We start from the raw sequence: 12,535 nt of genomic DNA, 5'->3' as shown, positions 1-12,535 counted from the left end.
CCGCCTCGTTCGAAGGGGGCACGTCCACACTGAGGACGTGTCCCCTTCGTCGTCCGCGCCCGCCGCTCCCCGGCTGCTGTACGTCGAGGACGAGACCGAGATCGCGGCAATCGTGGTCGAGCTGCTCGGCGACGAGTACCGCATCGACCACGCGACCAGCGCCGAGGAGGGGCTGCGGCTGGCTCTCGGTCGCCGCTACGACGTCATGGTCGTCGACCGGCGGCTGCCGGGGCTCTCGGGCGTGGAGCTGATCGACGCCGTGCGCACCGCCCGCATCGCGACACCGACGCTCATGCTGACGGCGCTGGGTTCGATCGAGGACCGCGTCAGCGGTCTGGACGCGGGCGCCGATGACTACCTCGTGAAGCCGTTCGACGTCGACGAGCTGCGCGCGCGCCTGCGGGCGCTGCGCCGCGGCCGCGGTGCGGGCGACCGTCGCGAGCTCGGCGACTGGGTGTTCACCCCCGCCTCGCAGGCGCTCTACTCCCCCGCCGACGGCCGCATCGCCCTCACGCAGGCCGAGACCGAGCTGCTCGAGCTGCTGACGTCGAGCCCCGAGCACGTCTTCACGCGCGACGAGATCCTCGACAGCGTCTTCCCCGGCGGCTCCGCCACCACCGTCGACACCTACGTGCACTACATCCGCCGCAAGTCGACGCCCGAGATCATCGAGACCGTCCGCGCCCGCGGCTACCGCAGCGGCGAGCCCCGATGAGAAGGGTGGATGCCGCCACCATCGCCGACCGGAGGCGCGTGCAGCAGGCGGCCGTGCGGACGGGGCTGTGGGTGGGTGCCGCCTCCGCGGGGGTCGTCGCGATCGTGACCATCGTGATCGTCTCGGTCGTGCTGGCGACCGCGCGTCCCGAGCGCAGACCACCCCACGGGTTCGACGGGGACGGACCCGGCGGTCCACAGGTCGTCGACGTCGACGACGTCGTGCCGGTCGCCATCGCCGTGGGACTGCTGGGCGTCGTCCTGCTCGGGCTGATCGCCTGGTACGTCTCCCGGCGCGCGGCTCAGCCGCTCGCCGACGCCCTCGAGGTCCAGCGCCGCTTCGTGGCCGATGCCAGCCACGAGCTGCGCACACCGCTCACCACTCTGACCGCCCGCATCCAGCTCGCCCAGCATCGCGTGGATCGCGGAGGCGACGTGGACGCCGTGCTCGCACAGCTGCGGCACGATGCCGCGGTGATGGATGCCGTCCTCACCGACCTGCTCGTCAGCGCGGAGTCCGCGGGTGCCCGCCCGCAGGACGCCTCGGCGACCGTCTCGGTCGCCGAGGCCGCGCGTGACGCGATCAGGGTCATCGAGCCCCGGGCGTCCGAACGCGGCGTGACCCTCGTGGCCGAGGCCTTACCCGCGCTCCATGCGGGCGCAGAGGCCACGTCGCTGACGCGCGCGCTCGTCGCGCTGCTCGACAACGCGGTGCGGTACTCCCCACCCGGCTCGGTGATCGCCGTACGGGCACGGCGCGCGGGCCGGCGCATCGAGGTCCGCGTCTCGGATCAGGGAACGGGGATCACCGGCATCGACCCCGAGCACCTGTTCGAGCGGTTCGCCCGGTCGGACGCCCCCGAGGCCGACGGGCGTCGTGGGTTCGGTCTCGGGCTCGCGCTCGTGAGCGACATCGCGACCCGGTTCGGCGGCTCGGTCCGCGTGGAGAGCACGTCGGGCGACGGCACGACGTTCCTGCTCGAGCTTCCGGACGCCGCACACGCCTGACACCCGTCAGCCCTGGGTGTTCGGTCGGCCGAACCTATGAGGATGCCCAGATCGGCTGACTCTTTGAACCGTCTTGGAACCGCGGCGGGATGGTGTGTCCATGTCCGACAGCACCCCTGACAACACCCCGGCGGCAGCTGCACCCGCGCCCGCGCCCGTTGCCGCGCCCACACCTGCGTCCGCGGCGGCCGACACCGCGAGCGCGGCGACCGCTCCGCTGCCGCCGCAGCCGCCCGTTCCCTCGGCCACCCAGGCTCCGGCTGCCGGCGCCGTCCCGGCGGCCGCCGCAGCTGTGTCATCCACTCCTGCGCCCACCGCCGCGCAGCCGCCGTTCCTGCGGCGCACGTGGGTCAAGATCACCGGCGCCGCGGTCGCCGCCGTCCTGCTCCTCGGCGGCGGCTTCGGCGCCGGTTGGGCGGCCGCGAGCGCACGCGTGCCCGGCGGCCCGGCCGGCTGGAACCAGAACGGCGACATGCCCGGCTTCCCGGGCGACGACTCCGGCCGGCCGGGCGGTCCCGGCGGCGGCTTCCAGAACGGCGGCCCCGGCGGAGACCGCGACCAGGACGGCGACCCTCGCGGCGACTCCGGCTCCGACTCCGACTCGGGTTCGGGTTCGGGTTCCGACGGCACCTGACCCTGGACCGCCCCGCCCGAAGGAACTGACATGGCGACGATCGCACCCGCACCGGCCTCCTCGGACCGTCCGTCCCTGCCGACGGACATGCGCCGCACCGCGGCGTGGAACGCGGGTGCGATCGTCGTCATCTGGCTCACGAGCCTGTTCGTCGCCGCTCTGTGGGTCTCGGGAGGCGGCATCGACGCCCTGATCGCCGGTGGCGGCGAGGCGCTCAGCGCGGCCGGGCGCCTGTGCGGCCTCGTCGCGGCGAACCTGCTGCTGTACCAGGTTCTCTTGATGGCCCGCGTCCCGCTCTTCGAACGAGGCTTCGGACGCGACGCGCTCACGCGCACGCACCGTCTCGTCGGGTTCTGGTCGTTCTGGCTGATGCTGGCGCACATCGCTCTCCTGGTCGCCGGCTACGCCGTGGCCGCCGGCATCAACCCGATCGTGCAGCTGTGGGAGTTCGTCTGGGACTACCCCGGCATGCTGCTCGCGAGCGCCGGCACGCTGCTGCTCATCGGCGTCACCGTGACCTCCATCCGCCGGGCGCGGCGTCGCCTGCGGTACGAGTCATGGCACCTGCTGCACCTCTACGCCTACGTCGGCGTCGGCCTCGCGCTGCCGCACCAGCTGTGGGCAGGTGCCGACTTCACGGCCACGCCGTGGGCCGCCGTGTACTGGTGGACGCTGTGGGCGCTCGCGGCCGCCGCGGTCATCGTCTACCGGGTCGTCCTCCCCGTTGCCCGCTCCTGGCGCCACGACCTGCGGGTCGTCGCCGTCGAGGGCGACGGCACGCACGGCGTCACGGTGCGTGTGCGCGGCGGTCGGTCGACGCCCGCCGCGCGCGGAGGCCAGTTCTTCGTGTGGCGCTTCCTCGACGGCCCGGGCTGGACGCGCGGTCACCCGTTCTCGCTGTCGGCGAGGCCCGGCGACGAGCTGCAGCTCTCTGCCCGGATCGTGGGCGACGGCAGCGCGCGGCTCGCGGCTCTCCGCCCGGGGACGCGCGTGCTCGTCGAAGGGCCGTACGGCCGCATGACGGGAGCCGAGCGCCGAGGTCGCAAGCTGCTGCTGATCGGCGCCGGCGCAGGGGTGGCCCCGCTCGTGTCGCTGCTGGACTCCGAGCCGTACGCGCCCGGCGACGCGACGCTCGTCACCCGCGACTCAGCTCCTGAGGCGGCGCTGCGCCGCCCCGCGGTCGACGCGCTCGTCGCGGCACGCGGGGTCCGCCACGTCCCGCTCGACGGGCCGCGCTCCTCCACGGACGCCTCGTGGCTGCCGCTCTCGCATGCGGCATGGCGGGGGCCCGACGTGTTCCGGCATCTCGCGCCCGACATCGACGCGTACGACATGTTCGTGTGCGGGCCTCCGGCATGGATGGATGCCGTGGTCCGCGACCTCCGTGCCGCCGGTGTCGCGGCCGCCCGCATCCACACCGAGTCGTTCGCCGTGTGAAATCGATCAGGAGCCCGTGATGAAGAAGATCCTCTACGCCGTCCTGGCCACCCTCAGCGGTCTGGTGCTGCTGTTCAGCTATCGCACGTCACACGTCGACGCGACCGTGCCCGTCGCCGCCGACACCCCGGCGTCCGGCTCCGCGACGTCGGGGACCGGATCGTCGTCCGAAACCGGCTCGTCGTCCGCCGGAACCGGCTCGTCGTCCGCCGGAACCGGCTCGTCGTCCGCCGGAACGGCAGACGCCGGGGCGACCGGCACGGCCGACGCGGCGGCAGGGGCAGCATCCACTTCCTCGGCATTGCGGGACGGCACGTACACGGGCAGCGCGGCGAACACGCGATTCGGACCAGTGCAGGTGCAGATCACCGTGTCGGGAGGCGCCATCACCGACGTGCAGGTGCCCGAGTACCCGTCCACGAACCCGCGCGACCGGCAGATCAACGAGCGGGCGCTGCCGACGCTGATCTCCGAGACCACCGACGCACAGTCCGCCGACGTCGACATGGTGTCGGGCGCCACGTACACCAGCCAGGGCTATCTCACCTCGCTGCAGAGCGCGATCGACCAGGCGAGCTCATGAGCGCGGCGCCGCGCCGCCACGTCGAGGTGGCGCAGATCATGGGCACGGCGGTCAGCCTGCACGTGATGGGCGATCCCGACCGCGCCGCTGTCGAGCGCGCGGCCACGGCCTGCTTCGACGAGCTGCGCGAGGTCGACCGCGTGTTCTCGCCCTACCGCGACGAATCCGACATCCTGCGGATCGCGCGCGGGGAGCTGTCGATGAGGGATGCCTCACCCTGGGTGGCCGAGGTCGCCCAGGCGTGCGCGCGGGCCGAGGCCGACACCGACGGGCTGTTCACGGCGTGGTGGTCGGGCGTCTTCGACCCCACGGGGTACGTGAAGGGCTGGGCCGTGGAACGGGCCGCACGCAGGCATCTCGCCCCGCTCGCCGCACGTCGCGACGTCGTCGCGGCGGGCATCAACGCCGGAGGCGACCTGCAGCTGTTCACCGCGCCGGACGCGGACTGGGCATGGAACGTGGCGGTGGTCGATCCGGCCGACAGGTCGCGCGTGCTCGCGAGGGTGCCGGTGCGCGACGGCGCCGTCGCGACGTCGGGCACGACCGAGCGCGGCACGCACATCGTGGACCCCCGATCGGGAGTCCCCGCGGTGGGGACGGCGTCGGCCACCGTCGTCGCGGCGAGGCTCGCACACGCGGACGTATGGGCGACCGCCGCGGTCGCCGCCGGGTTCGACGAGCTCGGCTGGATCGCCCGAGCGGGCCGGACGACCGGCATCCTCGTCTCCGACGACGGGCGCGTACGCCGGTGGCTCGACGGGGTCGAGGTCGAGGTCGTGCGGGCAGGCTGAGTCAGGGGGTCCGGAGGATCTTGTCCATCGCCTTGCCGCGCGCCAGCTCGTCGACGAGCTTGTCCAGGTACCGGATCCTCTGCATCAGAGGATCCTCGATCTCTTGGACCCGCACGCCGCAGATGACGCCGGTGATGAGCGACGCGTTCGGATTCAGGTCGGCGTCGGCGAAGAAGTCCTCGAGTGTCGTCTGCTCATCGATGTGCTGGGCGAGCTGCGCATCGTCGAAGCCGGTGAGCCACTCGATGACCTCGTCGAGCTCGGCGGTCGTGCGCCCCTTCTTCTCCACCTTCGTGACGTACAGCGGGTACAGCGAGGCGAACGGCAGCGAGAAGATCCGGTGCATGCTCTCAGGCTAAGCCCGGCCGTCCCCGGGGCGGGGGCGGTGTCATGGCACGATCGCCGCGGCGTTGCCCCGGACGATGCGCGCCCGCGCCGCCTCGTCGAGCTCCGCCGCCACGATCTGCAGCATCGTCGCCTCCGGCGTCTGCACCGGGAAGCCGCTGCCGAAGACCCATCGTTCCGGCTCACTCCCCCACGTGTCACCCACGAAGGTCGGACCGTTCACGTGCCACAGGTCCAGCAGCACGTGCGCGGGCACCTCATCACCCAGATGCCGGCTCAGCTCGAGCGCATCCAGGCGGTTGAGACCGCTCAGCACCAGCGGGTGAGCAGGCGCCTCGCGCACCACGTCCGCGAGCTCGTGGATCTGCGGGTCGCGCGCGGGAGATCGGGGATGCCGGACCCGCGGGTCATCGAGGCGGAACAGGATCTGCACCGGAAGGCCGTGCTCGGCCGCCTCGTGCAGCACCGGCCCGAGCGCCGCGGGCGCCGTGCCGTGATCGCCCGGTGCCAGCCTCACGCCCGCGAATCCGGCATCCGCTGCCCATGAGAGCTCGCGGCGCCACGTGGGGGCGGCCGGGTCGACCACCGCGAAGAGGCGGAACAGCGGGTCTTCGCCGCACGCGCGGCGCAGCGCCTCGTTGCCGGTTCGCGTGTCGAACCCCGTGAGCGTGGCGAGATGCGACACCCAGAGTGCCTGCAGTCCGTGGCCGCGGGCGTAGGCGCGCAGCCGGTCGGCGTCCGCCCACGCCGCGAGCCGGTACGGCCACTGCCCCAGATGGCACGTGGTGTCGATCGCGCCGAGCTCGCCGAACCCGGCGAGCAGCGCACGCGCGCGCGAGATCATCGGGCGACCTCCGCGAGCCAGCGCTCGATGTTCTCGCCGAACACGAGTCGTTCGTCCTCGGCGTCGAGGCCCGCCCCGAGGACCTTGCCCACGGTCTCGACCAGGTCGACGTGATGCAGATCAGAGCCGAAGACGACGCGGTCTGCGCCCAGGCGGTCGACGGCGAGCGCCACCTCGCCCGCGCCGATGATCGTGCCCGACGTGTCGACCATGACGTTCGGGTGGGGCTGCACCATGTCGACGGCGGACTCCGGCTGTCCGCCGAGGTGCGCCATGAGGAAGCGGACGTCGGGATGCCGTGCCGCTGCACGCGCGATGTGGTCCGCCGTCGACTCATAAGGGAATCCACCGACGGTCTTGCGCCACGCGTGCGCCAGCACGATCAGCCGGTGCTGTGCGGCGTACTCCAGGATCGGGTCGCACAGCGGGTCGTCGGCGAGCGTCGCGATCCACAGCTTGATGCCGATCATCCCCTCCTCCTCGACGTTGCGGCGCAGGTCGTCCATCGTCGCCCGGCCGTACCGCGGGTTGACGTAGCAGTAGCCGCGAAGCCGCTCGGGGTGGCGCCGGAGCTCGCCGGCGAGCGTGCGGTTCATCTCACGCACCTCGTCGATCGCGGGATGCGCCACGAACGCGCCGATGTCGGTGCACAGGAACTGCTCCACGCCCAGCCGGTCGCCGAGCTCGAACACGCGCGGGTCGAACCTGCCGGCGTCCAGGTGCGTGTGGGCGTCGATGACCGTCATCGGCGGATCGCCTCGCACGCGCGGCCCGCCCGGCGGAGCGCCTCAGCGAGGTCGTCATCGGTGTGGGCGGCGTTCACGTAGACGACACGGTAGAACGACACGCCTTCGGCGAACGAGGCGCGCAGGAACCGCTCGATCACGGCCCCGTCGCCGACGAGCTGCGGGCACGCGGGGTGGCCGGCCAGCCGCAGCGCCACACCTTCGCGGGCGAACAGGTCGTTGAGACCGCCCTGCAGAGCGGCGCCCAGCTGCCGGAGCCTGCCGGGCACGTCCTCGTCGCGCATGATCGTCATGGTCGTCGTCGCGGCGGCCAGCGACAGCGTCTCGCCGCCGTAGGTCGAGGTGACGACGACCTCGCCGCGGTCGAGCACCGCCAGCACATCGCGGCGCCCGGCGTAGACCGACAGCGGCATGCCGTTGGCGACCCCCTTGCCGTACACCGCGAGGTCGGGCACGACGCCAGTCGCCTGAGCCATGCCGCCCAGCGCCACCCGAAACCCGGTGACCATCTCGTCGTAGGCGAGCAAGGCACCGTGTCGGTCGGTCAGCTCGCGCAGGTAGGCGTAGAAGCCCGCCGCCTCGGGGATCGACGGATAGTCCGCGGCGACGAGGATCACGGCGATGTCGGCTCCGTGGTCGGCGAACAGCGCGTCGAGGGTGGCGCGATCGTCCCAATCGACGGCGTGATGCAGCCGCGCGAGAGCGGCCGGCACCCCGGGGACGGATGCGGTCGACGAGCCGGGCAGCACCCGGGCCCCCGCGGCGAGCGAGTTCAGCCACCCGTTGTAGCCGATCTGCACCACCCGGTCGCGGCCCGTGTACGCGCGCGCGATGCGGATCACCGCGGCGAGCGCCTCACCGCCCGTCTTGAGGAAGCGGGCGGCCTCCGCGCCGGGGACGATCGAGCAGAACAGCTCCGCCGTCGTCGTCTCGAGCGGATGCGGGTGGCCGAAGAGGATGCCGTCGTCGAGCTGCGCGCGGATCGCGGCATCCACTCTCGGATCCGCGTAGCCGAGGGTGATCGGCCCGAGCGCGCAGCGAAAGTCGATGAACTCGCGGCCGCGGTCGTCGAACACGCGCCCGCCGCTCCCGCGGACGATGACCTCGGGTTCTTCGGGCAGCAGGGTCGGCGCCTTCGAGTTGGTGCTGGAGCCGACCGGCATCACGGCGAGCGCGCGCGTCCGCCAGCTGTCGGTCCCGGTGGGGTGCGGCATGTCGGGGCCCCGCCGTCAGCTCAGCACGACGACGTCGCCGCCGCTCGCCGCCGAGGCCTGGGCGGCCTTCACGATCTCGACCGTGCGGATGCCGACACCGGCATCGGGCTGCGGCCGGCGCCCGTCGCGCACGGCCGCGACGAACTCGGCGAGCAGCAGGGCGTCGAGGTCTGCGCCGACGGGGTCCCACGTCTCGCCGCGCGCATCGTGACCGGCGACGCCCTGTGCGAACGGGCTCACAGTCACCGTGCCGCGCTCCGCCACGACCTGGAGGGTGAGGCCGCCCCACGTGGGTGAGGACACCGGCCAGCTCCACGAGCAGTCGATCGTCGCGATCACGCCGGACGGGTACTGCAGCGTGACGAGCCCGCCGGTCTCGACCGGCAGGTCCCGATCTGCGTAGAGCGCGCCGTTCGACACGGCGCGCACCGCCCGAGGGCGCTCACCGAGGAGTTCGTCGAGCAGGTCGGCGCAGTGCACCACATGGTCGACGAGCGCCCCGCCGCCGGCGAGCGCAGGGTCGGTGAACCACGCGCGGTCCTGCGGGAGCTTGCCGTTGTTGATGCCCGTCACGCCGAGCACGCGGCCGAGGCGGCCGCTGCGCAGCTGGGCGGAGGCATCCCGGAACGACGGCGCGAACCGCACGGGGTAGGCGACCATGAGGATCACGCCGGCCCGGTCACAGGCATCCCGCATCGCCTCGGCGTCCTCGACAGTGGTCGCAAGCGGCTTCTCGCACAGCACGTGCGCACCCGCGGCCGCAGCACGCTCGACGAGATCACGGTGCCGGGCATTCTCCGCCGCGACGAGGACGGCATCGGGACCCCAGGCGAACGCCTCGTCGTATCCGTCGACGTACGAGACGCCGAGTTCGGCGGCGAGCTCGGCGCCCCGTGGCGCAGCGTCGGGAGCGCTCGCGGCGTCCGGATCGGTGGCGATGAGCTCGACGCCCGGCATAGCCTTGAGCGCCTGCACGTAACTGAGGGCGTGCGTGTGGGCGAACGAGAGCACCGCCACGCGCAGCGGCCGCACCGCGGTCATCGGACGACCTCCATCGCGCCGAGACCGACGGGCGCACCGGACGCGATCGACGCGTACGCGGCCTCGGCGATCGCGACGGCCTCGACGCCTTCGGCCGGCGTCACCCGCGCCTCATCCCCCGATGCGAGCGCCGCGACGAAGTCGGCGATCTCGAGGTAGTACGGGCTCTCCAGCGGCGACATCGGCGGCAGGTAGTCCGTGACCTCGTCGGGCAGCACGGCGTCGGTGCGGCTCACGCGGTCGTCGGCGCTGTCGTAGGCCATGCGCCCGGCAGACCCCGACACCGACACGCTGGTGCGGAACGGCATGCCCGGGGCGGCCCAGCTCGCGTGCAGGTGACTGATGACCCCGCTGCGGTGCGTGAGCACGACGTGCGCGGTGACGGGAGCCGGGACGATGTCGTCGACGGTCGGGGGGTTCTGCACGGCGTACACGGACGCCACCGGCCCGGCGAACCACACCGCCTGGTCGATGTCGTGGATCATGAGGTCGCGGATCAGGCCGCCCCCGGCGCTCTCACGGAAGAACCACGGTGCCGCGGGTGCGGACCCCGCCCTGCTGAAGCGCTGCACGGCGAGCTCGCCGAGTCGGCCCGCGTCGATCGCCTCCTTGATCCGCAGGTACTCGCCGAAGTAGCGCACGACATGCGCAGGGAACAGGCGCACGTCCGCATCGGCCGCGGCGTCGGCGACGCGCATCGCCTCCTCTGCGGTCGGTGCGAGCGGCTTCTCGCAGATGACGTGGCGCCCCGCGGCGATGGCCCGCAGCGCGAGGGCCGCGTGCGAGCTGCTGGGCGTGACGATGTCGACGACCTCGACGAGCTCCAGCAGAGCGTCGACGTCGCCGACGACCTGGAAGCCGTACTCCTCGGCGAGAGCCTCGGCGCCCTGCAACGATGTCACGTATGCGTCCGCGCCGAGCGCCCGCCAGGCGTCCGCATGGACGTGCGAGATCCCGCCGGCGCCGATCATTCCGACGCGCAACCTGGTCACATGGTCTCCTCGAGAAGAAGCGGATCGGTCCGCGTGGCCGATCCGTCGGGGGTGAGCGGCGTCACCGAGGGGATCGGAAGCCCCTCGATGCCGTACACGGAGGTCGAATGACGCGTGAAGGCGTGCACGAGCGCGCCGTGCGCCGCGGCCTCGGCACCCAGCCGCGCCTCGGCGATCGGCACCTGGAACGGCAGTCCGATGAAGCGCTGCAGTCGCTCGCGCAGCGGATCCAGCAACTGCCCGTGCGCGGCCGAGAGCCCGCCGCCGATCACGATCATCGCGGGGTCGACGGTCAGCACGAGTGTCGCGATGCCGTGCGCCAGCTCAGTGACGAACGCGTCGATCTCGGCGACGGAGGCCTCATCTCCGGCCCGCGCCCGCTCGAACACGTCAGCGGCGGTCTGTCCGGTGCGCCACGAGATCTGGCCCGTCTCGGTGTCGAGCCCGCGGAACGCGAGCCTGCCGATGTCGCCGGCCGCGTTGTGGATGCCGCGCCGCGGCTCGCCGCCGAGGATCAGGCCCATCGCGATGCGATTGCCCACCGACAGGTACAGAACGTCGTCGACGAGCTGCGCCACACCCAGATGGTGCTCGGCGACGGCCGCCAGGCGGACGCCGTTGTCGACCGCGACGGGGCAGCCGAACGCCTGCCGCAGATGCGAGCCGATGTCGATCCCCGACCAGTCGGGGATGACGACGGACGCGGTGACCCGCCCGGCGTCGTCGACGATGCCAGGAAGGGCGACGCCGATCGCGCGCACACGCGAGAACGGCAGACCGGCTTCGGAGAGCGCCCGGCGCAGGTCGGCGATCACGGCGGCGAGCTTGGACGCGCCGTCCCGCTCCTCCGAGACGCCGGGGAAGGTCTGGTGGGCGAGCACGCGTCCGCCGAGATCGGCGATCGTCACGCGCACGCTGGCAGCCCCGATGTCGACGCCGACGACGGCGCCGGCGTCCGCGTCGAACGCGTAGCGGCGCGCGGGGCGACCGGCGCCGCGGGCGAAGACCGCGGGCGCCTCCACGATCACGCCGGCCTCGCCGAGAGCGGCGACGGCGTTCTCGACGGAGGTGCGCGACAGGCCCAGCATCACCGCCAGCTCATTGACCGTCGCAGGGCCGCCGTCACGAAGCTGCAGCGCAGCGCGGGCGGCGATCGATGTCTGAACCGGGATCGTCATCGCCCCTCCTCTCGTCGTCCTCGCCGTCGGGTGTCAACAAAATAGCACAGCTCATTCCCGAAATAGGGAACGTGCGGGCACTCGGAATGCGCCGCAGGTAACACATTCGTTGCGAGAACGTCATACTCGGTGCTTGACGGAATATCACACTCGAGTGTCATAATGGCCGACAACCCCCTGCACGGTTCTAGCAAAGGAGCACCATGCGCGTCAGCAAGTTCACGGCCCTCGCCGCAGGCGCCGCCGCAATCGCACTCCTGGCGGGCTGTTCCGCCGGGAGCGGTGGCGGCGGGGAGTCCTCGGGCGAGCAGAAGGTCACCGTCTGGCTGTACCCCGTCATCGCGGACGAGGCGACCCACAAGCAGTTCTGGGACGACACCATCGCGGCGTTCGAGAAGGACCACGACGACATCACGGTCGACTACGAGATCTTCCCGTGGGCCAACCGCGACGAGGCGCTGCAGACCGCCATCGCGGCCGGCAAGGGCCCGGACCTCGTGTACCTGATCCCCGACCAGCTCGCGGCCTACCAGAAGTCGATCCAGCCCCTCAACGACCTGCTCAGCAAGGACCGTCAGGACGAGCTGCTGCCCAACGTGAAGAAGTCCGCGACGATCGACGGCGACCTGCTGGGCGCGCCGATCCTCACCAGCGCCCTCCCGCTGCTGTGCAACGCAGCGGTCTTCGAGCAGGCCGGGGTCACCGATTACCCGAAGACGTGGGACGACGTGCGAGAGATCGCGCCGAAGTTCACCGAGAAGGGGCTGTACGTCCTCAACTATCCGGCCGCGCCCGAGATGACGCTCAACATGACCTACTACCCCCTTCTGTGGCAGGCAGGCGGGCAGGTCTTCACCAAGGACGGCGACGTCGGCTTCGACAGCGACGAGGGCGAAGAGGCACTGTCGTTCATCACCGACCTCGCGAAGGACGGCGCAGTCGATCCCGAGGCGCTCACCACGACGGTGCCGCTGGAGCAGACGGCCGTCGCCCAGGGCAAGGTCGGCT

Annotated in this window: 14 protein-coding genes; 7 read left to right on the top strand and 7 right to left on the bottom strand. The window is 72.1% G+C overall.

The features are described from left to right. Window positions 1-37: 37 nt before the first annotated feature. From FB391_RS06670 to FB391_RS06645, 6 genes are all read left to right on the top strand, one after another. Window positions 38-715 carry a response regulator transcription factor gene (locus FB391_RS06670; RefSeq protein WP_141893702.1) on the top strand — a complete coding sequence of 226 codons (678 nt, stop codon included), beginning with the start codon at window positions 38-40 and terminating at the stop codon, window positions 713-715. Window positions 716-720: 5 nt separating this feature from the next. Next, window positions 721-1,722, top strand: a complete 1,002-nt coding sequence (locus FB391_RS06665; RefSeq protein ID WP_246093395.1) for a sensor histidine kinase — start codon at window positions 721-723, stop codon at window positions 1,720-1,722. A gap of 100 nt (window positions 1,723-1,822) precedes the next feature. Continuing rightward, window positions 1,823-2,356 carry a hypothetical protein gene (locus FB391_RS06660; protein WP_141893700.1) on the top strand — a complete coding sequence of 178 codons (534 nt, stop codon included), beginning with the start codon at window positions 1,823-1,825 and terminating at the stop codon, window positions 2,354-2,356. A 30-nt stretch (window positions 2,357-2,386) separates the two neighbouring features. Beyond that, the gene (locus FB391_RS06655) at window positions 2,387-3,793 is read left to right on the top strand and encodes a ferredoxin reductase family protein (RefSeq protein WP_141893699.1); all 1,407 of its coding nucleotides are present in this window, start codon (window positions 2,387-2,389) and stop codon (window positions 3,791-3,793) included. A gap of 19 nt (window positions 3,794-3,812) precedes the next feature. Next, entirely contained in the window at window positions 3,813-4,376 is a 564-nt protein-coding gene (locus FB391_RS06650; protein WP_141893698.1) for an FMN-binding protein, read from the top strand. After that, a complete protein-coding gene (locus tag FB391_RS06645; RefSeq protein ID WP_141893697.1) occupies window positions 4,373-5,167 on the top strand; it encodes an FAD:protein FMN transferase in 795 nt (264 codons plus the stop codon). The genes FB391_RS06650 and FB391_RS06645 overlap by 4 nt, the downstream gene beginning before the upstream one ends. Before the next feature lies 1 nt (window position 5,168). Here FB391_RS06645 and FB391_RS06640 read toward each other — a convergent pair whose 3' ends face one another. The 7 genes from FB391_RS06640 to FB391_RS06610 are packed head-to-tail and all read right to left on the bottom strand — an operon-like array spanning window position 5,169 to window position 11,527. Then, entirely contained in the window at window positions 5,169-5,513 is a 345-nt protein-coding gene (locus tag FB391_RS06640) for a DUF2200 domain-containing protein (RefSeq protein ID WP_141893696.1), read from the bottom strand. 42 nt (window positions 5,514-5,555) lie between these two features. Further along, entirely contained in the window at window positions 5,556-6,356 is an 801-nt protein-coding gene (locus FB391_RS06635) for an amidohydrolase family protein (protein WP_141893695.1), read from the bottom strand. Further along, entirely contained in the window at window positions 6,353-7,102 is a 750-nt protein-coding gene (locus FB391_RS06630) for an amidohydrolase family protein (protein ID WP_141893694.1), read from the bottom strand. The genes FB391_RS06635 and FB391_RS06630 overlap by 4 nt, the downstream gene beginning before the upstream one ends. Beyond that, on the bottom strand, window positions 7,099-8,316 hold the full coding sequence (locus FB391_RS06625; protein WP_141893693.1) for an aminotransferase class III-fold pyridoxal phosphate-dependent enzyme: 1,218 nt from the start codon (window positions 8,314-8,316) through the stop codon (window positions 7,099-7,101). The genes FB391_RS06630 and FB391_RS06625 overlap by 4 nt, the downstream gene beginning before the upstream one ends. A gap of 15 nt (window positions 8,317-8,331) precedes the next feature. Continuing rightward, window positions 8,332-9,357, bottom strand: a complete 1,026-nt coding sequence (locus FB391_RS06620) for a Gfo/Idh/MocA family protein (RefSeq protein WP_141893692.1) — start codon at window positions 9,355-9,357, stop codon at window positions 8,332-8,334. Continuing rightward, window positions 9,354-10,349 carry a Gfo/Idh/MocA family protein gene (locus FB391_RS06615; RefSeq protein ID WP_141893691.1) on the bottom strand — a complete coding sequence of 332 codons (996 nt, stop codon included), beginning with the start codon at window positions 10,347-10,349 and terminating at the stop codon, window positions 9,354-9,356. Before FB391_RS06615 ends, FB391_RS06620 begins: the two co-directional genes overlap by 4 nt. Beyond that, window positions 10,346-11,527, bottom strand: coding sequence for an ROK family transcriptional regulator (locus tag FB391_RS06610; RefSeq protein WP_141893690.1), 1,182 nt, complete (start codon window positions 11,525-11,527; stop codon window positions 10,346-10,348). The genes FB391_RS06615 and FB391_RS06610 overlap by 4 nt, the downstream gene beginning before the upstream one ends. A 203-nt stretch (window positions 11,528-11,730) precedes the next feature. Here FB391_RS06610 and FB391_RS06605 point away from each other — a divergent pair. After that, the coding region (locus tag FB391_RS06605; RefSeq protein WP_141893689.1) for an ABC transporter substrate-binding protein at window positions 11,731-12,535 on the top strand (805 nt) is incomplete at its 3' end.

It is taken from the genome of Microbacterium kyungheense (assembly GCF_006783905.1).
Taxonomy (GTDB): Bacteria; Actinomycetota; Actinomycetes; order Actinomycetales; family Microbacteriaceae; genus Microbacterium; species Microbacterium kyungheense.
This window is presented reverse-complemented; position numbering and strand designations above follow the sequence as displayed.